The sequence below is a fragment of the Paenibacillus sepulcri genome (assembly GCF_042647105.1).
GTDB classification, from domain to species: Bacteria; Bacillota; Bacilli; order Paenibacillales; family Paenibacillaceae; genus Paenibacillus_Z; species Paenibacillus_Z sepulcri.
Window position 1 is genome coordinate 253,902 of record NZ_JBHRUP010000002.1, and the last position, 23,049, is coordinate 276,950.

A 23,049-nucleotide genomic window follows, 5' to 3' on the forward strand; every position below is an offset into this window, starting at 1 on the left:
CTTTTCGTTTGAAGATGAATGCAAGCGAAACCATTTTGGGGAGGAAGTAAGAAATGAAGAACAAACGCAAATCGGCAGGGATACTTAGTATCGTCTTGATATTATCCATCATTATAACGGCTTGCTCCGGGGGAAATAGCGGCGGGAACGGCAATGCTGCGGCTCCTGACAACGCAAGCGGCACCAGCGACACAAACAGCGCCACCGGGGCGGATAACGAGCCGGCCGTCGCGGAGGAACATGATCCCGTCACCATTAAGTTCATTTCCTGGAAGGACGGCACCTACAATGAATTGTACGAGCTGTTCCATAAAAAATATCCATGGATCACGATCGAGCAGGTTCCGGTCAACGGACAGTCGATAATGGAAATCATTGCTGCGCTAGAAGCTGCGGGCACGCCTGCGGATGTGACGGAGATCGATGCGGATTTGATTACATTCGAGCAGAATGGCCTGGTTGAGGATTTGACCCCGTATATTGACAGCAGTCCGATTTTTCAGGAAGCTTCGCTGCCCCAGGGCTTTTTCGATACCATGACGTTCAACAACAAGAAGCTGGCCGTGCCGATGGTCGATGTGCCGATGTGGGTACTGGTAAATAAGGATCTGCTCGCCAAGCATGGTGTGGATATGCCGCCGAACGACTGGACATATGACGACTTCCGCGAGATTGCCAAGAAGCTGACGGATCCCGACGCAGGCGAATACGGCGTCACCACGCAGCCCGAGATTCAGATGCGCCTGCTCAGCACGAAAGCGATCGCGGACGGCCACGCGGCCAATCTGCAATATATGAACGAGGATTTCACGCAAAGCGTGATGGCTACGCCTGACGTGATGAATGATGTGAAGTGGCTTCAGGAGTTCGTTACGAAAGACGGATCGATGCAAAGCGACGCCGCCGCAACCGCATCGGGCAACGTAACGAGGGAATTTATTAACGGCAAAACCGGCTTCGCGATCGGCGGAGACTGGGTGCTTCCGGATTTGAAAAAGAACGCCAAGTTCAACTGGGATGTACTGCCGTTCCCGCGCGGCGAAGTCAGTCAACCGGGTTATTCGATTTACGGGCCGCTCTCGCTGCTGGCCGGTTCGAAGCATAAGGAAGAAGCGTTCCTATGGCTGAGCTTTCAATTCACGATGGAAGCGCAGAAGTGGAAGATCGATCAGGGAGCAAACGCATCCGTGGCCGACCCCGAGCTGACCGCTTATTACGATCAAGCGCCTATCTGGCAGGATAAGAATATCGAAGCCGTGAAAATCGCCCAGAAAAACGCCGTCATCCAGCCAGGCGCTACCGTTCCGGGATGGAGCGAATACAACTGGAACAATATTTTGAACGAAATTATTTTTGGCGAACGCGACATCAACGATATTATTCCGGAAACGGAAGCATGGAACAAGAAGACGACGGAGCTTCGCGCCACCTTAACCCAATAAGACCAGTGTGACTGGAGACTGACCCGGGCCATGTGCCGTAAGGTCAGTCTCTTTTTTAATTGTGAGTTGCGGACCGGGAGTCGGGCCTAGTATAATCCGAAATAGAATAAGCTTGAATTTACGCCAGGAGGAGGAGAAGGAATATGAATCTGACCATACTGGACACTCTTTTTTCTATTGTGAAACTGCCTCCGACAGAAGAGGTTCCGTCATGGGCAAGCAGCGGCGAACTGTTATCTATAACACGCACAAATGACGAGCTTTCTATTGTATGTCCTGCCTCCAATATCCCCCATGACGCTCCAACAGATATCGAGCATAATTGGAAATGCATCATGGTAGAAGGAGTGCTGGATTTCGGATTAACGGGTATCTTATCTTCGCTGGCCCGTCCCTTGGCGGAAAATGAGATAAGCATTTTTGCGATTTCAACCTATAACACGGATTACATATTGATGAAAGATCATTTCCTGGCAAAGGCGAAACTGGTGCTGCAGAATGCAGGGCATACATTCAACAGCTAGACATAATGATTAGTCACATATTATAGACTCGTTTAAAGTCGCGAAGAAGTGTGCCCCAAAAGTATTACGGTTGAGGGAAAGTCCCGATACGTTGTCGCAATATAGAGCAGTGTCCAGGTATCGGTCGACAATACAGATTCTTCTCTCTATAATTTTGACTACTATCAGAGTCAAAGAAAAAGGTGGATAATAACATGTCTCCACGTACCAGAGAGCAGAATGAAGCCATCCGCAAGCAGCGTAAACAAGAAATTTTGCAGGCGGCTATCCGCGTTTATGTCGATAAAGGCTACTTGGCGTCAGAGATGGGGGATATAGCGGATCAAGCGGGACTTGCGCATGGTCTGGTTTACTATTATTTCATGAATAAAAAGGCTTTGTTCCGCGAGCTGTATGAATACATGATGGAGGAGTCCAGGCAGTTTACGAAGACCTACTTTGAGCAAGAGGGCTCTACATTTGAGCTGTTCAGGAACTATGCGCAGATTGTTTGCGAACGGGTTTTGGAGAATCCAGTATCTCAACGGTTTTACATGCGTATCAGTCTGGATGTGCATCATTTGTACACGCCAGGAGAAGTTTCTCCATTCGAGTGGATAAAAAACTTCATGCATCCGATGACTCTTGCCATTGAAAAGGGTATCGAGCAGGGCACGATTCAGCAGGGTGACGCCAGTCTGATGGCTGTGCAGTTTTGGGGGTCTGTATCTCAAGGGATGAGTTATCTGGATCAGGTGCAGCAAGAGCTTACCGCGCAAGGGATTCCGGCAGCGGCCCAAAGAGAGCAGTTGAAGAAGGTTTTGGATCAAGTGGTGGCCTCGTCCGTTTCGTTATTTAAGCCCCAATAATTTTTTTTGGTTTTATATTGACTTGAATATCAATCAAAAATAAGATGATTATAAGGAGAGTGAAGCAAATGGGGACAATTCGGAAGGAAATCATGATTGAGGCCAACCTCGAGCAAGTGTGGGATGCGGTAAGCGATGTCGGCTCGGTGCATCGGCGTTTCGTGCCTGGCTACACCGTCGATACACAACTGGATGGCGACAACAGAATTCTTACTTTTGCGAACGGGGCTGTCGTGCGCGAGCTTATCGTTTCCGTGGATGATGAAGCATATCGGCTGGCGTATGCGGTAATCGAGGGACCTATGCCGCTTAAGCATCATCACGCTTCGTTCCAGGTCTTTGCAGAAAGCAGCAGCCATACCCGGCTTGTCTGGATTACCGACTTTTTGCCCGATGAGCGGGCTGCGGAAGTCCGGACGCGCATAGACCGCGGAGCTGAGGTAATGAAGCAGACCATAGAGGCAGAAATTAAGAATGGCTCGCCGGCCAGCTAAACGCATATGATTTCCGATCTGATACTAACTTCTCCTTGGGATAAGAGCAGTAAATGTTTGAAAACAATGGTTATTGTAGCACATCCGAATCTGCAGCAGTCACGCGTTAACAGACGTGGAGCAGCGGAATTACGTCAGCATCCCGATCAAATAACGGTGCATGAGTTGTACGAAACGTACCGTCTGACCCGTGAGCTCGATCCCCGAATTGCCCGGAAAACGCATGCTGGAAGAAATGCAGCAATAATAATGGCGGCCCGGAAGTAATCCTCACACCACGGACTCTTATGTTCGTGGTGTTTTTAATTCGTCATCCGTTCAAGTGTCACTGGATATTTATCACGTTGGACTACTGGATCTGATTATCAAAGCAGCCCGTTTTCCACCTGGATGCAGCGTTGATAAAGTGCAGAATACGGCTTATCTGGGCTCTATTGCAAATTATTCAATTGTTGTTTAATGACATTAATTAATTATTTAATGCCGTTAATTATCGTGGTAGCCCAATACCGAATTGTTGTGGCTGGAACGCTTGTCTCCCGGCTTACATCGTTTATTGTCAGCAGTTTTTGATTTGTGCTTGTTTTTGTGGCATGGTTTTTATGAAAGAGATTCTTTCAGCAACAGTTTTTTCTTGATGCAGACCGGCCTGGGAATTGATGCTGTGATTTTGCTCAGAAAATAGTCATAATGAAAAGGAATACTTGGCAAATGATACTATGATCATTTCATTGTTCCGCGATCCTGGTATCCGCCACATTTAAAGGAGGCAATATCATGGATATTTATCGGCCGGTCTTTCATTTTACATCGAAAATGAACTGGATGAACGACCCTAACGGGCCTTTTCATCACAACGGGGAATACCATCTGTTCTACCAGCATAATCCGGATAAGCCCGAGTGGGGAAACATCCATTGGGGGCATGCCAAGAGCATGGATCTGGTGAACTGGGAATACCTCCCCGTGGCGCTTTCCCCCTCCATAGATCACGGCGAATATCATTGCTATTCGGGGTGCTCGGTTGTTGAAGAAGGGAAAGTCACGCTGTTCTACACCAGCATCGGCACCGGAGAGCGTAATGCCACAACCGGAGCCGAACAATGGACGGCACACGGCAGCGGCGATTTGATAACCTGGGAGAAATCCCGGAATAATCCCGCGCTCGCGGGAAAAATTCATGGGGACGTAAAGATCGAAGAGTGGCGTGACCCTTATGTGTGGCGGGACTCAGACGGATGGCGGATGGTGCTTGGCGGCGTTCATGAAGGGAAGGGCTGTGCTGCCTTGTACCGCTCAAGCGACCTGCACGACTGGGAATTTACGGGTTTCTTTCATAAAGGGGACGAGTCCATTTGGGAATGCCCGCATGTATTCAAATTCGATAACCGGTATGTTCTTTTCTACTCCCCGTCCGGCGAAGTGCGCTATGTTACCGGCACGGTAAATGAGCAGCTGCAGCTGCAGCCAAATGCGACCGGTTACGCAGACCATGGCGGATGGGAAGGGTTCTATGCCTCAACCGGCTTCACCGATCTTTCCGGAAGAAGAATCCTGCTTGGGTGGATGCCCGAAGGCTCAAGAGGAGAAGACTTCCCCTTGCAGCTGGATTGGGCAGGCGCGCTTGCCTTGCCGCGGGTGGTGCGTCTGAAGGACAATGGGAAAATTGCGATGGCCCCCGTTCCGGAGCTAAGCGCGCTGCGTGGAGATCATTCGGTCTTTCATGAGTTGGCGGTACATGCAGAGCCCTATGACACCGGGATTCATTCCCGTGCCTATGAGGCATATGCCGAGCTTGATTTGGCGGACGTGACCGATCCAGTCGTGATTTCAGTTTTGCGTTCAAGCGGCGGAGAAGAAGAGACCCGGATCGTGATTGATCCTTCGGCAATGTCTATCATGATTGACCGGTCGCGATCAAGCCTGTTTCCCGGAACGCATAAATCCTGCATCACAGGCAAGCTTCCCGAGCTGGAAAACGGGCGTCTGGACGTGAAATTATTTGTCGACCATTCCATCATTGAAGTATTTGCGGGGGATGAAGCTTGTCTATCCTCGCGCATTTATCCGTCCTTGGCTGATAGCGACGGGTTGACGGTCTCTGCAAGCAGCGGACTAACGGTGCCCCGGTTCGAGGTTTGGCAAATGAAGCCTGCTATTTTGATCTGATATACGGAAAATAATGGTACCTAACTGAATATAATTAGACTTCTCCTAAGGGGCTTAGGAGGCGTATCATCTTATGTAAGCCTTTACATTTTAAAATAAATACTCAAATGGAGGGGAGCCGATAAGATGAAGCCTGTCCCGGGAGAAGCTCAGCCGCACACGGCTAACTCGATAAACTGGCCCTATTTACGGAAGAGGATCTGGGAGCATCGCATATTTTACTTGTTTTTATTGCCCGTTTTGGTTTGGTTCATTATTTTTTCCTATACTCCGTTATTTGGACTGGTGCTTGCGTTCAAGGAGTTCAACTACGCGGACGGCATTCTTGGGAGCCCATGGGCCGGTTTGAAATACTTCGAACAGTTCTTCGATTATTACCAGGCAGCGGATATTATCCGCAACACGGTTGTGATCAGTTTGTTGAAGGTGATCATCGGATTTCCGGCTCCCATTATTCTTGCGGTTCTGATCAATGAGGTCCGCAAGCAGTGGTTCAAGCGTTATGTGCAGACGATCTTCTATTTGCCTCATTTTATTTCATGGGTTGTTGTCGTTACGCTGATGCAGCGTCTGCTTACGCCAAGCGGTGGTCCTGTTAATGAATGGATCACTTCGATCGGGAGCCAGCCTGTCTTCTTTATGGGAAACGTGGATTGGTTCTACCCGCTGATCATTTCCTCTTATATCTGGAAATCGATCGGATGGAATTCGATTATTTATCTGGCGGCGATTGCGGGAATCGATCAGCAGCAGTATGAAGCAGCCAAAATTGACGGCGCAAGCCGGTTCAGGCAGATGTGGCATGTGACGCTGCCGGGGATTCGCAGCATTACGATTATTTTGTTTATCCTCGAATGCGGAACGCTCATGACGGCCGGCTACGAGCAGCTGCTTCTGATGAGCAATCCCGCGACTGCCGCGGTCGGCACCGTGCTCGATACGTATGTGATCCAGGCAGGGCTCCGCGAGGGCCGGCTCAGCTATGCGACGGCAGTCGGGTTGTTCCAAAGCATCATCGCCTTCATTCTCATTCTGACGGTAAACCGGATCGGCAAAAAAGTAAGTGAAACATCGTTGTTCTAGAGGGGGCTGTTTATGGTCATCAGATGGTCATGGTTTACGCTGCTCAATTATTTCTTCCTTGGCTTGTTTGCTTTCTGTACGCTCTACCCGTTCATATATATAGCGGCCTATTCGCTGAATGAAGGGATTGACGCCATGCAGGGGGGCATTCATTTCTGGCCGAGGAAGTTCACCCTGGAGAACTACCGGGAAATTTTCAAGGATACGGCGCTTCTGAACGCCTATAAAATCACGCTGCTTCGAACAGTCATTGGCACCCTGCTGCATGTCAGCTTATGTATGCTGGCTGCTTACGCTCTGTCCAGGAGGAAGCTCCCGGGAAGAAACTTTTTCACCTTTTTCATCTTTATTCCGTCCATCTTCAACGCCGGTTTTATCCCATTGTTCATCGTTCTGCAGAAATTGGGGCTGTTCAATACATTCTGGGTGTACATCCTGCCTTTTCTGTTCAACTTTTTTCACATTATCATTATGCGGACTTTTCTGGAGCAGCTGCCCGAGGAAATGATAGAATCGGCCAAAATTGACGGCTATGGGGATTTGCGGATTTTTCTGCGCATTATCGTCCCCTTATCTGGACCGGTGCTTGCCGTCGTTTCGATATTTATCGGTGTTTTCCATTGGAATGACTGGTTCACCGGCTCCTATTTTGTCTCGAATAAAGACCTGATTCCCGTACAGACGCTGCTTCAGAATCTATTGACGCAATCGGAGGCGTTCCTCAATGCGACCCGCAATAATACCAACTCTGGCGGCGGTACGACGGAAATGAGCATGCAGCTGCTGAGAACGACTCCCGAATCGCTGCGGATGGCGATTCTCGTAACCGCAACGCTGCCGATCTTATGTATTTATCCATTTTTCCAGAAGCATTTCGTCAAGGGAGCGATGCTCGGATCGATCAAGGGGTAACCGCTCCTAACCCGGGAGCTTTATCATAGATTTCCAGTTGATGAAGGAGGAAAGAAGATGAAGGGACAAAAGAAGCGCGGAAAAAGCTTCTCTCTGCTCGCGATTGCTCTGCTATTGGCTGCTTCGACGGCCTGTACAAACAATTCATCAACGAACAACACAACAAATTCACCGCCGAATTCTACCGCAGGCGAGAATCAAAACGCACCGGATGACGGAAATCAATTCGAAGATGTCACTCTGACGCTGCTGACCAATTGGAACGGCGGGAACACAGCCCCCGAGGATGAGGAGAACAATCCGGTTGCGAAGGTGATTAAAGAAAAGACCGGCGTAACGCTGAAAATCATCGAGGTCACGCAAAACGAAATAGAGAAGGTAAATACGATCTTCGCAACACAGGACTTGCCTGATATTTATACGGGTCCTGCCTGGGCGGGCGGAGGGGAAATGGAAGCCATCCTCAAGGCTGCGAAGGAAAATCAACTGGTCGATCTGACGCCGTATCTGCAGAAGTACCCGAACCTGGCCGCGACAGTCGAAGAAAAGAATGTTCCTCCGCATATGTGGGCCCGATATTTCGATCCTGCCAATTTCGACGGAAAATCATATATGCTGTACTCCCAAATGGCTGCGAAGCCCGAGGACCTGAGAGACTGGCTGTATGGCCAGTACGTCCGCAAGGATATTGCCGCACAAATCGATATTGATCCCCAATCTGTTCACACGCCTGACGACCTCTACAACTATCTAAAAGCGATCAAGGATGCCAACTTGACGTCGAACGGTCAATCTGTCATCCCGATGGGCGCATTCCACGGCGGATGGGCGCTTGATATCATTAATAAAATGTTCTACAGCAGCTCCGGCGGCTTCTCCTTCGACAGTGAGGGCAAGGCGCAGTACACCTTCATGACGCAGGGCCAAATGGATTATATTCTGTATATGCAGAAGCTGCTTCAAGACGGTCTGATCGACCCGGAAGCCTTCGTGCAGTCCGATGCGCTTGCCCAGGAGAAGGTGGCGCAGGGCCGCTATGGGGTGTTGTCCGCCCATTATTATGCCATTTACGATGCAACCCGCAGCTTTGTCAATGCACATCCGGAGGCGGAGCTGGAAACGCTTGGACCGTTGAACGATATTAACGGCGATCCGTATAAAGCCCAATTGATATCGCAGGGCTCGGATGTAGTGGCGATTACGAAGAAGTCGAAAAACCCCGATGCCGCTGCCCGGGTTCTCGATTTCCTGATGTCCGACGAAGGTTATCTGCTGACACACTACGGCGTTGAAGGCATGCATTATGATTTGGTGGACGGCAAGCCTGTCGCGAAGCCGGAATGGGTCACGAAGATGCAGGAGGACCCGGTCAATGCCCTTGTCAATGAAGGCATCAATGCAGGGTATGCCAATGTCTCCGGAGCGAAAAGAATGTTTTCCCAGCTTGGCGGAGAGTTTGGCTATCAGGTGGATCCAAGAACGAAATTGGTGGAGGAAATCACCAAGACCTTACGGCCCAACGGGGTTGAGCTGGCGGAAGGCTACGACCCGGGGGTATTTGCCCAATCGCAGCAGCAGTGGGAACAGATCAAGCCGATCGCCGATAAATTGGCGGACGTCAACAAGCAAGCCTTCTATGCGAAGACAGAAGAAGAAGCGCGCAGTATTGTCGACGCGGCAAGAAAACAATTGGAGGCGGCCGGCATTCATGAGATAGAGAAAGCGATGAATGATGCTGTGGCAGCAGGGACCATTAAATTCAGGGCCTATAATACAGCAGGCTGACAGTTGACGGAATGGTGGGGCGGGATGATCCGGCTCCCGCTGTTCCTTCTTTTTTTATCCGTTATTGGAAGGGGAACCGGGCAGAGAATCGAATTGATAGGTTATGCTCCTACTAAGAATTGTGCAGGTGAATGTATATGAAATTTCATCATAAGCTGATGGTCGTTTGTCTGGTTACCATCGTGATCCCGATTACGGTAGTCAGCTATGTCTTTTTTAACCAGGCCAACCAGCTGGTGGACAAACAGGTGGGCGATTCCTACCGCAAGGTATTGGAGCAGCTGAATACGACCGTAAGCTTTAATCTGAAGTTTTATGAGAGCATTGCGGATCAATTAACCTTGTCCGAGGTCGTGCAGAATGCTTTCGAGGACCCGGATGCCTATGTCCAAAAGGGCATTTTTATGATGAACAAGGAAATCAAGACAACGATCCGATATATTTTCGCCTATCGCGCCTCCGACATTTCGTCGATCCAATTCTTCTCGCTTAAATCGGGAAAGCTCTCGGACGGCTTATACTGGCTGCCCATTCAATCCTTGTTCGACTCCGTCGATGCCGGCTATTTGCAGGATTCCGACGTGTGGATGCTGCAATACGACGAGAAGAACGGGAAATACAATTATGCTTTAATCAAGCCTATTTACTCATTGAAATCCTTTCAAAAGCTTGGTTATCTGCGGATGGTTATTGAATTATCCTCCATCATTCCCACACCTGCGGACGCAGGGTCAGGAAATGCGCCGGATCAGGTATTTATTCTAGGCAATCAAGGAACATATATGTACCATTCCTCGTCGGAGGCCTATATGGGCCAACCGGCTCCGCAGGAGATCGTCCGTCTGACCCGAAGCGGAGGGGATGCGGGGAATGAGCTGGCGGTGACGCTCGACAAGAAGAACTATTCCTTATGGTACAAGAGCGTCGGTGAAAACCAGCTGACCAGCTTTCTGCTCGTGCCGCAAAGCTCGCTGAACGGGAGTGCCATTCAGCTCCGGAATATACTGCTCCTGGTTGGCGGGATAAGCATGGTCGTTTTCACTGTGCTATCTTTCCTCTTTACGCAAAGACTCACCCTGAGGCTGCGGCTGTTGCATCAACGGGTGCTGCTCGTTGGAAAAGGAGTGACCTACAGGCAAAGCGTGGAACGGCGCAATGATGAAATCGGGGTAATCAGTACGAGCTTTGACGTGATGCTCAGCCAGCTGGACCAGCAAATCCAGGAAAACTTCGTGAAGAAGCTGAAAATTAAAGAACTGGAATTGAATTTTTTGCAGACACAAATTAATCCCCATTTTCTGTATAACACTTTAGACTCCATTAAAAATGAGATTGAGCTGGATGAAGGCGATACAGCCGTGCGCATGGTCATCATTTTATCGGATTTATTTCGCATTTCGGTTTCCAAAGGAAACCGGGTGATCGCCTGGCGGGATGAAATCCATCATGCCGAATGTTATTTGGAAATTCATCGCATTCGTTTTGGAGAATGCTTCGAGGTTGTCTGGGAGATTGATCCCCGCCTGTATGGGATGTATACCTTGAAAATCATTTTGCAGCCGATTCTGGAAAACGCTATCCGGCATGGACTTGGCAGCAGAGGCAAAGGAGGTGTTATACGTGTAAAAGGGAACGTCATTGACAGAAATGTTGAAATTACCATAACGGATAATGGGTCGGGGATACCGGAGGCGCAATTATTGCGTATTCGCGCAGGGATTTCCTATCATGGTGCCGATTCGGGCATCGGCTTGAAAAATATCAACAATCGGATTCAAATGTATTTCGGTCAGGCCTATGGACTTAGCCTTACATCCACAGTGGGGAAAGGTACGGAAGTAAGGCTCTATCTTCCCTTGTTAAAGGAGGATTCAGATGTACAGGCTGCTTCTGGTTGAAGACGAATGGTCGACTCGTAAGTGGTTATCGAAAGTAGTGGATTGGGAAAGCTTCGGATTCCATTGTGTCGATGTTGTGGAGGACGGATTGGCTGCATGGGAAAAATTGCAATCCGACGGCCGTATTGACGCCATCATGACAGATATTCGGATGCCGCGGATGGACGGCATGGAGCTTGTCAGCCGGATCCGCGACGCCGGATTCGATACCGAGGTTGTCATCTCCAGCGGGTATGGCGAATTCGAATACGCGCAGCAAGCCATCAAGCTGGGCGTTGCGGTCTATTTATTGAAACCGATTACCAAAGAGCAGCTGTGCCTTGAATTTGAAAGCTTGAAGGTGAGTCTGGATGAAAAGCATATGCGCCGCAGCCAGCTGATGCAGGCAGACAGCATGAAGAAAGAGAATGAACGCGCGGTCATTCAGCACTGCCTGCAGCAAACCTTGCTGCAATTTTATCCGGATTCGGACAGGGAATGCGTTCGTCTATTGGATCTCGCTTCTTCTTCCTTCCCATGTATTACGATCCTTGCCGAAATCGATGAATATGCCCGGTTTCTGCTCGACCACCCCATACGGGACCAGAAGCTGTGCAAATTTATGGTGATGAACATTCTGAATGAGATTGCCCGGGAATATCACTGCCTGTTCTCATCTGCCTTGTTCGATAACCGATTTATCTTTATCATCCCATTAAGCTCTATGGGCATAACCGCAGATGAATGGACTCTGTTTATCGGGCAGCGCTTCCAGGAGGCGCTGCGGCAGTACCTGAACGTATTCGAGCTGTCGATTTCGGTAGGCGGCAGTGCGCAAGCGGATAATCCGGATGCGCTGCCCCGTTCTTTCCGCGAGGCGGAAAAAGCGCTGAATCATAAGTTTTTCAAAGGGAAATCATCGATTACCGGCTTAGGAGAACTAGCCGGTTGGAATGAAGAGTGCAATTATCCCTTCGAATGCGAGAAGCGTCTTGCTCTTGCCTTGAAGCAGAATGAAATCGGAGCCGCTGCTGCGGTGCTTGAGGATTGGTTTGCTTTGCACAAGCAAAGAGGGGCGGCGGAAGGCGTTATATGGGCGACGGGCGAGCTGCTGGTGAATGTGACGAAGCAGCTGACGGAACTGAAATCCATGAACGCAAGCAGTGAATGGCTCAGCGGTCTGCCGCAGCAGTTCGAAGAAACGGAGACGCTGGAGGATTTGAAAACAAAGATGTCTGACATGATTCACTATGTAATGGACGAGATCCAGATGGACAAGACGGAGCGCGGTCCCGTTTTCAAGGGAATTGAATACATTCAAGTCAATATGAACCGGGATATATCCCTGCAGCAGGTAGCGAATTATGCCGGAATCAGCTCTTCCTATTTCAGTACGAGGTTCAAACAGGAAGTGGGGGAAAATTTTATCGACTACATGGTCCGCCTCCGTATGGAGAAAGCGCAGGGACTTCTCGAGCGGACCAAGCTTACGATTATCCAGATCGGGGAACAAATCGGATACAATAACTACCGTTATTTTACGAGAGTGTTCAAAGATCAATATGGGATGACGCCAAGCCAGTACCGCTCCAAGGTATGGAAGCTGTAATGTCATTCCATTCAACGCATAGACTTAGCAAAAGAGTGGTACTCCGTTTAAAGGATTTACACTTTCCAGGATGCGGAGAAAGGAAGAAAATAAAGGTAGAACAACGGCTTGCTGCTTGAGAACTTACGCGTTTCGTCTAATGAGAAAAGGAGGCTGAGGTATGTTGAATCCGGTTGTGTCCGCAGGGGCTTATACGGATCATGACAAATTTATATTTGAATCATGGGGCTATTTTATTATTCCCGATGTGCTGTCGAAGGACGAAGTCCAGCAATGCCTGGAGGCGTCGGAGAGAGTTCATAAAGCAGCCGGGACGCCTGCCTTCGGTCAGGTCGGCCGCGGGTATGAAACGGAACCGGCGCTCGAAGGACTGATGGATCATGCGGCAGTGCTGCCTAAGATCAGAGGCATATACGGCGACAAGTTTATCGTCCAATCCGGCTGGAACACGAGGCAGCCGGCGAGAGGCGTCATGGGCGGCTGGCATCAGGACGGCTCGGGCGCCTACAACTTTAATCAGTTAAGCCATCCGATTCCGCTGCTGCAGCTGAGAGCCTCTTACCTGTTGACCGATCAGACCAAACCGGGAATGGGAAATATGGAGCTGGTTCCGGGCAGCCACCGGAGCGCCGTGCCGCTTCCCGCATCGATCCGCGAGCAGAAGGGGGATACGCCGATCGGCCATGTCATTTGTGCGACGGCCGGTTCCGTGCTTGTATTTCATAACGCCGTCTGGCACCGGACCTACGAGCACAATGAGGACTATGACCGCTATACCATGCACTACATCTATTCGCCGCCATGGGTGAAGCCGTCCGACCGCATGGAGAACAACAGCGAATTCATGGCAAGAACAACGCCAATGCGCCGCGCCTTAATGGGGGATTACACTAGGCCTGACGCGCCATTCGGCGGAGGATACGCCGCACTGCCGTTTCATAGCCCGGATAAGGAGGGATGACAAATGCTTAATGTCGCAATGATTAGCAAGTGGCATGTTCATGCCGAAGGTTACGCCAAACATCTGCAGTCTCATGGAAGCGTCACCATTACGTCGGTATGGGATGAGAACAAGGACAGGGGACGCGCCTGGGCAGGGGAGCTGGGGGCTGATTTCGAGCCGGATCTGGATACGCTGCTGCGGAGGGATGATGTGGATGCCGTCGTCATCGATGCCCCTACCAGCATGCATGCCGAAGTGATGATTGCCGCCGCCCATGCGGGAAAGCATATCTTCACGGAGAAATCGATGGCATTGACCGTTGCGGAGTGCGATAAAATATCTGCCGCGGTACAGCAGGCAGGCGTCAAGTTCTGTATCTCGTTCCCCGCCCGTACAAGGCCGCATCATTTGTTCGCCAAGCAGCTCGTGGACGATGGCTTGCTTGGCGCTGTCACACTACTGCGCATCCGCAACGGTCACGACGGAGCGTTAAATAATTGGCTGCCCGAATACTGGTACGACGAGAAACAGGCAGGCGGGGGAGCGATGATGGATCTCGGCTGCCACCCGATGTATCTGGCAAGCTGGCTTCTGGGCAGACCGAAACGTATCACCTCCATGTTTAATTATTTCACAGGACGCGCCGTTGAAGATAATGCCCAATGCTCCATAGAGTTTATGAACAATGCGGTTGCGCTGCTGGAGACAAGTCTTGTCACCTACCAGACGCCGGCGGCATTCGAGCTGTACGGTACCGAAGGGACCTTGATCATCTCCGGCGATCATGTCAGATTCGCCTCCAAGCATACGGATTCTCCGCTGCAGGGTTGGGTTTCCCCCCGCAAGCTTCCAGCGGAGCAGCCGCTTCCGCTGATTCAGTGGGTAGACGGGATTCTCCAAGATAAACCGATGCCGTTCGGGCTGGAGGATGGAACGAAGCTTACGGAGCTGCTGGAAACGGCTTATATTGCGCACCGTGAGAAAAGAACGGTGGAATTCAAGCAGCCGGGAGGGATTTGATCGGATGCGGACTGTTAAAGTAGGAATAATCGGAGTCGGAATGATCGCCAATGGCAAGCATATGCCAAGCCTGGCCAAGGTAGACAATGTGGAGATGGTCGCATTCTGTGATCTGATTGAGGAAAGAGCCCGCGCAGGCGCGGAGAAGTACGGCGTTCCCGGAGCGAAGGTGTTTACCGATTACAAAGAGCTGCTCGCGATGGAAGAGATTGAAGTGGTCCATGTGCTGACGCCTAATATTTCGCATGCCGTCATTTCAATCGATGCGCTGGAGGCGGGGAAGCATGTCATGTGCGAGAAACCGATGGCGAAGACCGGCGCCGAAGCGAAAGCGATGTACGAGGCTCATTTGCGTACCGGGAAAAAGCTGACGGTCGGCTATCAGAACCGCAGCAAGGCGCGGTCGCAGCTGCTCAAGAAAATGATTGAAAACGATGAGCTGGGCGAAATCTATTACGCCAAAGCGGTTGCCACCAGACGCAGAGGCGTTCCCACCTGGGGTGTCTTTCTGGATAAGGAGAAACAGGGCGGGGGTCCAATGATCGACATCGGAACCCATTCGCTCGATCTTATCCTCTGGCTGATGAACAACTATGAACCGCAGAGCGTGGTCGGAAGCGTGTTCCATAAATTAAAGGATACAGAAAACGCAGCCAACGAATGGGGCTCCTGGGATCCGCAGCAGTTTGAAGTGGAGGATTCGGCCTTCGGTTATGTCAAATTCAAAAATGGCGCGGTGGTTGCGATTGAAACCAGCTGGGCGCTGAACATTGCCAAGTCAGACGGCTCGTATTTATGCGGCACCAAGGGCGGCGCTGATTTTAATGACGGCCTGCGCATTAACGGCGAGAGGGACGGCAGCTTATATTTGAACGTCATAGACGTTGATCCGAACGTAAGGGAGCATTTCAGAGGAGAGAAACTGACTGATTTCGAGTATGAAGCCAGGCAGTGGATCAGCAGTATCGTGAATGATACATCGCCTCTTGTTAAGCCGGAAGAGGCGATGGTGGTATCGGCCATCCTGGAAGCCGTATATATTTCCGCAGAAACCGGGAAGCCCGTCTATTTTGATTGAAAACGCATAAAATCTGGTATGGGTCAGACGCTTCCTGCGTCTGCTCATACCTTTCTTTGATTGGACGCAGCCAGGGGCATGTCCGCAAATTAGAAGAATTCGGAGGGAATCGGGATGAATGAAAAAGAAAAATATTTATTTGACGTACAGGGATACATCGTGGTCAAGAATGTTTTGACCAAGGAGCAGCTTGCTTCGCTAAACAGCGCCATCGATGCGAATATGGAACAGGGTAAGGAGCGGCTGAAAAACTTTATGCTCTGGGAAGAGAGCGATTTTCGCGATCTGATAGATGATCCCAAAATCGTGCCATATCTAACGGAGCTGCTGAAGCAGGAATACCGGCTGGATCACGAGTATACCCTTATTCAGCGGAAAGGCCATCCCCCTCTGGGACTTCACGGAGGAGGAGCCCCGTACGATCCGGGGCAGTTTTATGTTTTTAAAGACGGAGAAATGTTCAACGGCCTGACTGTTGTATCTTACGCCTTGACAGATATCGGACCGGATGACGGCGGATTCTGCTGTATTCCCGGAAGTCATAAAGCCAATTATCGCGTGCCGGATTCGTACAGGGACTATTCGGAAATCGGAGCCACCGTACATATTGAGCAGAAGGCGGGGGATGTACTGATATTCACGGAGGCGCTGACTCATGGAACCTTCCCTTGGCAGGGCTCGCATGAACGCCGATCCGTATTATATAAATATGCCCCTGCCATGATTTCGTGGAGAGCTTTCGAGAGACCGCAGGAGCTGCTGGATTTGCTGACCGATGAGCAAAAAATTATCGTTCAAACACCTTCCAACATATTTTTCAGATATCATGGGGGAGAGAAAACAAAGAAGTGAACAGGAAGTTCTGCGCAAGTTTTATTATAGTAAGATTTAGATGAACCGCCAATTCAACAATTGGCGTTTTTTTTAACCTTATAGAATATATAAGTTTCACAACAGCCGTTTCATCTTGGTCAGTATTTCTCTATCGTTCATTTTGTGAAACTATTGCACCTTAATGTAACTACTTTTCAAATGTTCCATAATTCACTACTCTTGTTGCAGGGGGTATACATTATATTGAAGCCTCAATAAAATGGAGCAAGCTGCGAATTGGAGGCGATACATATGAAAAGACCGTTTGAAGTGGATTCGTCGGAATACCCCTTCAAGGACCATTGGCTGCCTTACCGTGACGGGCACATTCATTATATTGACGAAGGACAAGGGCCGGTAGTTCTTCTCCTGCACGGAAATCCCACATGGTCTTATCTCTATCGGAATGTCATTAAGGAGCTCAGCAGAGAATGCCGCCTGATCGCTCCGGATTACCCCGGAATGGGTATGTCCAAAGCGCCTTCGCGGTACGGCTTCACGCCGCAGGAGCAATCCGATGCGGTCATGGAATTAATCCGGTTCTTGGATCTCAAAAATATGATTCTGGTGGTCCAGGACTGGGGAGGACCGATCGGATTGAATTATGCCGTTCGGAACCGGGACAATCTGCGGGGCATCGTTGTCATGAATACCTGGGCCTGGCCTGCGGCGCTGCCTGCGATGAAGATTTTCTCGTTGGCAATGGGAGGATGGCCCATTGGATACTGGCTGCAGACAAGGCGGAACTTCTTCGCCAAAAGGATTGTTCCACACGGGATTTTTCATTCGGAAAAAATCACGGAAAGCTTGAGAAAGGCCTATACCGATCCGTTTCCGACTCCGGAATCAAGGAAGCCGACATGGGTTTTCCCAAGGCAGATACGAAAAGCGCGGTCGTGGCTTGCGGAAATCGAATCGGGACTGTCAGTGCTGTCTGATTTACCGGCACAAATTCTCTGGGGTACGAAGGACAGCGCCGGCTTTCCGCTTGAAGAAATGGCAAAATGGCAAAAATTTCTTAAATTGAACATGTCCGAATCCCTGACTGATGCCTCGCACTATGTGCAGGAGGACCGGCCGGATCGGGTTGCGGCTTCGATTCGAAGTGTCCTTGAGAGAACGTCCCCGGAATGGATAAATGTGTAATTTTGTGAACTATCATTGTTATGAATGAAAATGGGAGGAATTAACTATGAAAACAATTCTTTGGGCAGCATTGACTGCCAATGGAAACTACGCCCAGTCCAGTGCCGAGCATCCGCCAAAAAAGGAAGCGTTCGACGATTTTGCGGCCCAAGCCATAGCTGCCGGCAATTTCATCGTTGGACGCCGAACGTTCGAGGCCATGCGTGGAAACGGCGGTGGAGGGGGCGGTCCTTTTGCCGATATCGATATCGTGGTGGTTTCAACAAGCATGAATGAATTGCCCGGTGTCAAGGTTGTAGGGTCCCCGCAGGAAGCACTCGATTACCTGCAGGAGAAGGGCTACCAAACAGCGCTCCTTGCGGGCGGCGCGGATCTGCACAATGCATTTTTAGGTCAAGGGCTTATTGGGGAGATCATATTCAATTTTGCGCCTGTGCTTGAGGGAAAGGGGCTCAATCTCTTGATAGACCAACACCATTATCAGTACAAGGATGTGGAGCTGCTGGACTTCAAGCCGCTTGGCAATGGCGTTGTCCAGCTGCGCTACGCCGTTGGCAGTTAATAAAGAATGACAAACTCAAACAAGTCGCAATAGGGAATGGCGCTTGCAGCGATGCGGTGCCTTTTTTAATTGAAGCAATAAGAAATCAAAAAAATAATTAGTCTCCGAATCAGGGGGCTTGATTGACATGGAACATATGTTCTTGTTATTATTAGGCAAACGTAATATTTTCTAAACTCGAATACATAAATGAGTTCCATGAAGGTAACGGGATCAGAAATAAAAATAATAGGAGTGAGAGAAATGTCTGAGAAATTGAATCCATCACTCGTCCGGATAGAGCCTTGGGCCGATTCCAATCTGGATTTGCTGCGTCTTATTAATGCTCCGGAGATGATGGAGCATCTTGGAGGTCCGGAAACCGACGAACAGATCCTTTCTCGCCACAAGCGGTATCTTGAAATTGGCGGACGAGGGACAGGCCGGATGTTCAGCATTGTTTTGCTTCCAGAACTTGAAGCTGTCGGCAGTGTCGGGTACTGGGACAGCAAGTGGAAGGAAGATCGCATCTACGAAATCGGCTGGAGCATACTGTCGCCCTATCAAGGCAGAGGCATAGCGACGGCAGGTGTCAGAGAAGCTATTATAAGTGCCGCCAGGGAACATAAGCATAGGTATATTCATGCGTTCCCGTCTGTTAATAATCCGGCATCGAACGCAGTATGCCGGAAGCTCGGCTTTTCGTTGATGCATCAGTGCGAATTTGAATACCCGCCAGGGAACATCATGCAGTGTAACAACTGGCGGGTGGATATCGATGCTGCAATGGGAAATGGTGAGTAGATATGTAAAACAAATTTGGCATGCGGATGGGTCAGCCATTGAACCGCTTCTTCCATCTCGCTGAAATTCACAAGCTCATACGGAAGCTCTCCCAGACCATCTATTGTTCGATCCAGACTCAGCTTGGCAATCATGCTTTTAGGCAAAAGCATAGCGAGATATCGAAGTCCAGCCCCATAAGCGCGTGCCACGAATTGCTGCGCGACCCACTCCTGATCCTCCGCTTTAATGGCAGAGCCTTTACGGGAATCCATCAATAATTTGCCGCTTTTCTTTTGCTCCAATAATTCAATTCCCTTTATAAGAATCGTTTGGAACTCGTCGCCGTGAGCAAAGCCTTTCCATTCCATGACGACTGCTTGAAGCTCTTCATTCCAGGAAATCTGTCCATGGGCAGAATCGTAATAGATCATCTGCAGCAACTCCATTTTCAATTTATGCTGAGCTCGTTTTTTATATAATCCTTCAAATGATTTTGGACCGTTGTAATATGAAACCGGTCGTTAAATAATTTGTTCAGAAGAATGCCGCCTTCAATAGTACTCATAATAAGAGTTGCCGTTTTTTGAGGGTCTATATCAGGACGTAATTCCTTATTCGCAATTCCGCCCGTGATTTCGTCCTTGAGGAAATGGATTAAATGTTGCATGGCGCTTTGCGCTCTTTCCAGAAGTTTTGCGGATTGTCCGTCATCGGCTTCAATGCTTGCATTCATAATGGGACAACCCCCTGGTATTGTAGGGTTCTCTCCAAATGTAGAATAAACTTCAATAAAGGCGATGATACGGTCCGTCCCTGATGTCTTCAAATGGAGCGCATCTTCAATATATTGTTGAATCACGCTGCAGCATTGATCAAAAGCAAGCAAAGCCAATTCCTCTTTGTCTTTAAAGTGGTTATAGATTCCGCCTTTCTGCATTCCGGTTGCTTCCACAATTTCAGAAAGCGGAGTAGCCAGAAATCCATGCTGGTTCATCAACATGGCGGATTGTTCTATAATATGTTTTTTTGATTTTTCACCTTTTTTAATCGTAAACACCTCCTGTTTAAAGCTGGTCTCCACATGAAAGACAGACCGTTCATTTTATTATACATATAAACATTTATTAGTCAAGTTATACGCCGGTGATAATCCGGAGGTCATACGATTCAGGGCAAATCCATGATTTTTGTACCGCATTTGGGAACAAATATATGCTATAATAAGTGCGCCAAATACATGTTTGGCGCACTTTCGGTTTAAAACGATTTTATAATTGTAAGAGGGCACCCAGTATACTGTGTTTGAATGTATCGAAGTCAATAAACAGACATATACAAGCCGCCGCGGACATTCTTTATGTTGTGGACCGGTTACATGAGGGATTAAGAGGGGGATTAAATTTGCCGCGGGATTATGAGCTTGAAGAATTGTACGGGAAACAGATTCATTGTTTTTCTATATGGATGAAGCAGGCGGGTTATACGGATACCACGCAAAAAGAGTATTTGAGAGAAGCCTATTCTTATCTTCAATCATTAGAAGGACTTCCGGCAGAGGATGCGGGGAAAATGAACGTTGTGGGATTTTTGGTGGCCAAACAGCGTTCGACCGGGGACCGGACACGGAACAGGACATTATCGGCTATCCGCTCCTTTTATGTGGCATTGATCGATTTCGAAATGGCTAACCGCAATCCGGCTCTTGAGGTGAAAAAATCAAAAACGGAGAAAAACAAGAAACCCGTGTATCTCGAAGAAGAAGAGCTTGTCGAGACTCTCCAATATATTGGGGGGCGTTACCGAAGCAGGAATATCGCGATTTTTTTGCTGATGGGCTATTGCGGGCTTCGAGTTGGCGAGGTACATCGGCTGAATCTCAAGGATTTCAAGAAAGGGAAGGAGTCCATCGAAGTATTCGGAAAAGGGCGTAAATGGAACGAAATCCCTGTGCCTTCTGTTTTGCTGTCGTATCTGATCGAGGTGGAAGCGCAAAGAATCACGCCTTACAGCGCGAAGGAGGATGCTTTTTTTGTTTCGCAAAAGGGGAAGAGGCTTTCCATACGGCAGATCCAGAAAATTGTGGGGCAAACCTTCTCGGCCTTTAAAGAGAAGAACCCCAAAGTGACGGATATGAAACTCTCATGCCACAAATTAAGGCATAGTTTTGCCACGATGCTCCTGAGGAATGGGGTCGATATCAGGGTTGTCAAAGAGTTATTGGGACACTCATCCATTGAAACGACAATGATCTACACGCATGTGAATGATGAACAAAAGAAACAGGCGATGTCGATGGTGAACATTCCGCTGCATGCGATTGGATAGCCGGTTTAATAAGTGCCTCACCGGTCAAGAGCGGCAGCCAGACCCCGCTCTTAAGGCCTTATATCTTCTGGTACTGCAACCCAACAACGCCATTCTTATATATTTTAGTGCTGCTCAGGTGCAGGGAGAACTTTGTTCCAGCATCCGCGAACAGCCTTTCGCCTTGAGCAGCGACTACGGGATGTACGAATAACCACAGTTCATCAAAAAGATCGTGATGTAAAAATAACTGCCAGGTTTTCACTCCGCTTTCAACGGAGATGTTCTTGCCGTCACTGTTTTTGAGCTTTTCAATTTCATGAACAAAGCTTTCATCAAGGATCAATGGCTGTGAATTATTCCAAGCCAGAATATCCATTTTTGAACGGGAAATAACAATCTTCTTCATTTCGTTTATTCTTTTGGCAACTGATCGCTCAAGCGTGGAATCGGACGATTTTTCCGCATCCTGCCAATATTCGGCCATCGAGGAGTAAGTATTGCCTCCCATCACAATGGTATCCACATTATTATAGGACTCAAGCGCATCTGCGGCAATTTCATCACTGAATGTCATCCATTCATTGACATCCGAAACAACGCCATCAAGTGATATTTGCATGTACAAAATGATTTTCCTCATTTTCCTGGCCCCTCTTCACAGAAATTCGGATTAAATTGTTGATATCGGCTTGCTTACATCATAGCAAATATACCTTTCTATCATTTCTTATCAATTGCTCTCTTTTGCCGGTTGGATTTCTCATAGTATGATATAATTTTTTTGAGCTTGTTATTGTGTATTGTAAGCGCTTATATTGATCATATTCAAGTACAAATAGGAGGTTGAAAGATGCCAATGCCGACCCCGAGGAAAGTTGTTGATTTATCCCAACCAGTCTATCACAACTGTCCAGGCTGGCCGACTTACCGAATGGTGGAGGTCCATTACGAAGCGCTTTGTCCCAATGATGGCTTTACAGCCGAAAGGCTGGATATGAATGTGCATACCGCCACGCATCTTGATGTACCGTTTCATTTCTACCCGCAAGGAAAGACGATTGAACAGTTTCCGGTCGAACAGTTCCAGGGTGAAGCGGTACCGATTAACCTGTTCGGCATTGAAGCCGATTCGGCAATCGGCAGCAGTCATCTTGAGCTCTATAGCGACCGCATCCGCGAAGGCGATATTGTTCTTCTTTGCACGGGTTGGGGGTTAAAGCGCGGATATAACGAAGATTATTACCATCGGTGGCCTTATCTTAGCGGTGAGGGAGCCGAATGGCTCGTATCTCGCGGCGTCAAGGGAGTCGGTATTGACGGTCTCAGCATCGGAGGCTGGGGAGAAGGTAAGGGGCGGCCTGCGCATGAGGTATTGCTGTCAAATGAAATTTGGCCGCTTGAGGAGCTGTACCTGACTGAGGAGCTTCTTACCGAGGAACGCTGGTATTTATGCGCGTTTCCTCTGAAGCTGCAGGGCTTCGGCGGAGCTCCCGTCAGAGCTGTGGCTATGGCTTTCTAAATGCCCCGATGAAACTAAAAAATCCCCTTGAGCAGGACATGCTGACAGCAGCGGCATGCATCGCTTTAAGGGGATTTCTCTTTCATTTTGCCT

22 protein-coding genes are annotated in these 23,049 nt (G+C 49.1%); 19 read left to right on the forward strand and 3 right to left on the reverse strand.

Going from position 1 to position 23,049, the window contains the following annotated elements:
• The first annotated feature begins 53 nt into the window (after positions 1–53).
• From ACFOLF_RS36185 to ACFOLF_RS36265, 17 genes are all read left to right on the forward strand, one after another.
• Positions 54–1,442 (forward strand): ABC transporter substrate-binding protein, encoded by a 1,389-nt coding sequence (locus ACFOLF_RS36185; RefSeq protein ID WP_210040155.1) that lies wholly within the window; start codon positions 54–56, stop codon positions 1,440–1,442.
• Between the two features lie 143 nt (positions 1,443–1,585).
• On the forward strand, positions 1,586–1,966 hold the full coding sequence (locus tag ACFOLF_RS36190; RefSeq protein WP_210040154.1) for an ACT domain-containing protein: 381 nt from the start codon (positions 1,586–1,588) through the stop codon (positions 1,964–1,966).
• 194 nt (positions 1,967–2,160) lie between these two features.
• On the forward strand, positions 2,161–2,814 hold the full coding sequence (locus ACFOLF_RS36195) for a TetR/AcrR family transcriptional regulator (protein ID WP_210040153.1): 654 nt from the start codon (positions 2,161–2,163) through the stop codon (positions 2,812–2,814).
• Between the two features lie 68 nt (positions 2,815–2,882).
• Entirely contained in the window at positions 2,883–3,308 is a 426-nt protein-coding gene (locus ACFOLF_RS36200; protein WP_210040152.1) for an SRPBCC family protein, read from the forward strand.
• Between the two features lie 777 nt (positions 3,309–4,085).
• The gene (locus ACFOLF_RS36205; RefSeq protein WP_210040150.1) at positions 4,086–5,477 is read left to right on the forward strand and encodes a glycoside hydrolase family 32 protein; all 1,392 of its coding nucleotides are present in this window, start codon (positions 4,086–4,088) and stop codon (positions 5,475–5,477) included.
• Between the two features lie 126 nt (positions 5,478–5,603).
• The gene (locus ACFOLF_RS36210) at positions 5,604–6,560 is read left to right on the forward strand and encodes an ABC transporter permease (protein ID WP_210040149.1); all 957 of its coding nucleotides are present in this window, start codon (positions 5,604–5,606) and stop codon (positions 6,558–6,560) included.
• A gap of 12 nt (positions 6,561–6,572) precedes the next feature.
• Complete coding sequence (locus ACFOLF_RS36215) at positions 6,573–7,472, forward strand: carbohydrate ABC transporter permease (protein WP_210040148.1); 900 nt, start codon at positions 6,573–6,575, stop codon at positions 7,470–7,472.
• Between the two features lie 57 nt (positions 7,473–7,529).
• Positions 7,530–9,257, forward strand: a complete 1,728-nt coding sequence (locus ACFOLF_RS36220) for an extracellular solute-binding protein (protein ID WP_210040147.1) — start codon at positions 7,530–7,532, stop codon at positions 9,255–9,257.
• Between the two features lie 137 nt (positions 9,258–9,394).
• Complete coding sequence (locus tag ACFOLF_RS36225; protein ID WP_210040146.1) at positions 9,395–11,155, forward strand: sensor histidine kinase; 1,761 nt, start codon at positions 9,395–9,397, stop codon at positions 11,153–11,155.
• Complete coding sequence (locus ACFOLF_RS36230; RefSeq protein WP_210040145.1) at positions 11,133–12,743, forward strand: helix-turn-helix domain-containing protein; 1,611 nt, start codon at positions 11,133–11,135, stop codon at positions 12,741–12,743. Before ACFOLF_RS36225 ends, ACFOLF_RS36230 begins: the two co-directional genes overlap by 23 nt.
• 160 nt (positions 12,744–12,903) lie before the next feature.
• On the forward strand, positions 12,904–13,704 hold the full coding sequence (locus tag ACFOLF_RS36235) for a phytanoyl-CoA dioxygenase family protein (protein ID WP_210040144.1): 801 nt from the start codon (positions 12,904–12,906) through the stop codon (positions 13,702–13,704).
• Between the two features lie 3 nt (positions 13,705–13,707).
• Positions 13,708–14,706 carry a Gfo/Idh/MocA family protein gene (locus ACFOLF_RS36240; RefSeq protein ID WP_210040143.1) on the forward strand — a complete coding sequence of 333 codons (999 nt, stop codon included), beginning with the start codon at positions 13,708–13,710 and terminating at the stop codon, positions 14,704–14,706.
• A 4-nt stretch (positions 14,707–14,710) separates the two neighbouring features.
• Complete coding sequence (locus tag ACFOLF_RS36245; protein WP_210040142.1) at positions 14,711–15,784, forward strand: Gfo/Idh/MocA family protein; 1,074 nt, start codon at positions 14,711–14,713, stop codon at positions 15,782–15,784.
• Between the two features lie 114 nt (positions 15,785–15,898).
• Positions 15,899–16,636, forward strand: a complete 738-nt coding sequence (locus ACFOLF_RS36250; RefSeq protein WP_210040141.1) for a phytanoyl-CoA dioxygenase family protein — start codon at positions 15,899–15,901, stop codon at positions 16,634–16,636.
• A gap of 273 nt (positions 16,637–16,909) precedes the next feature.
• Entirely contained in the window at positions 16,910–17,803 is an 894-nt protein-coding gene (locus ACFOLF_RS36255) for an alpha/beta fold hydrolase (RefSeq protein WP_210040140.1), read from the forward strand.
• Between the two features lie 46 nt (positions 17,804–17,849).
• The gene (locus tag ACFOLF_RS36260) at positions 17,850–18,365 is read left to right on the forward strand and encodes a dihydrofolate reductase family protein (protein ID WP_210040139.1); all 516 of its coding nucleotides are present in this window, start codon (positions 17,850–17,852) and stop codon (positions 18,363–18,365) included.
• 243 nt (positions 18,366–18,608) lie between these two features.
• Positions 18,609–19,148 (forward strand): GNAT family N-acetyltransferase, encoded by a 540-nt coding sequence (locus tag ACFOLF_RS36265; protein WP_210040138.1) that lies wholly within the window; start codon positions 18,609–18,611, stop codon positions 19,146–19,148.
• On the opposite strand, the gene ACFOLF_RS36270 is transcribed toward ACFOLF_RS36265, so the two are convergent.
• Together ACFOLF_RS36270 and ACFOLF_RS36275 are read right to left on the reverse strand one after the other, a co-directional pair.
• Complete coding sequence (locus tag ACFOLF_RS36270) at positions 19,058–19,582, reverse strand: hypothetical protein (protein WP_210040137.1); 525 nt, start codon at positions 19,580–19,582, stop codon at positions 19,058–19,060. The two genes, ACFOLF_RS36265 and ACFOLF_RS36270, sit on opposite strands and share 91 nt — an antisense overlap.
• Positions 19,579–20,211: a TetR/AcrR family transcriptional regulator gene (locus ACFOLF_RS36275; protein ID WP_210040136.1), complete on the reverse strand. Its 633-nt coding sequence runs from the start codon at positions 20,209–20,211 to the stop codon at positions 19,579–19,581. The genes ACFOLF_RS36270 and ACFOLF_RS36275 overlap by 4 nt, the downstream gene beginning before the upstream one ends.
• A 320-nt stretch (positions 20,212–20,531) precedes the next feature.
• Between ACFOLF_RS36275 and ACFOLF_RS36280 the strand changes: the two genes are divergently transcribed.
• The gene (locus ACFOLF_RS36280; RefSeq protein ID WP_379113183.1) at positions 20,532–21,455 is read left to right on the forward strand and encodes a tyrosine-type recombinase/integrase; all 924 of its coding nucleotides are present in this window, start codon (positions 20,532–20,534) and stop codon (positions 21,453–21,455) included.
• A gap of 58 nt (positions 21,456–21,513) precedes the next feature.
• Here ACFOLF_RS36280 and ACFOLF_RS36285 read toward each other — a convergent pair whose 3' ends face one another.
• A complete protein-coding gene (locus ACFOLF_RS36285) occupies positions 21,514–22,077 on the reverse strand; it encodes a dihydrofolate reductase family protein (protein WP_210040135.1) in 564 nt (187 codons plus the stop codon).
• A gap of 210 nt (positions 22,078–22,287) precedes the next feature.
• On the opposite strand from ACFOLF_RS36285, the gene ACFOLF_RS36290 reads away from it, so the two are divergent.
• A complete protein-coding gene (locus ACFOLF_RS36290; RefSeq protein ID WP_210040134.1) occupies positions 22,288–22,956 on the forward strand; it encodes a cyclase family protein in 669 nt (222 codons plus the stop codon).
• Positions 22,957–23,049 lie beyond the last annotated feature (93 nt).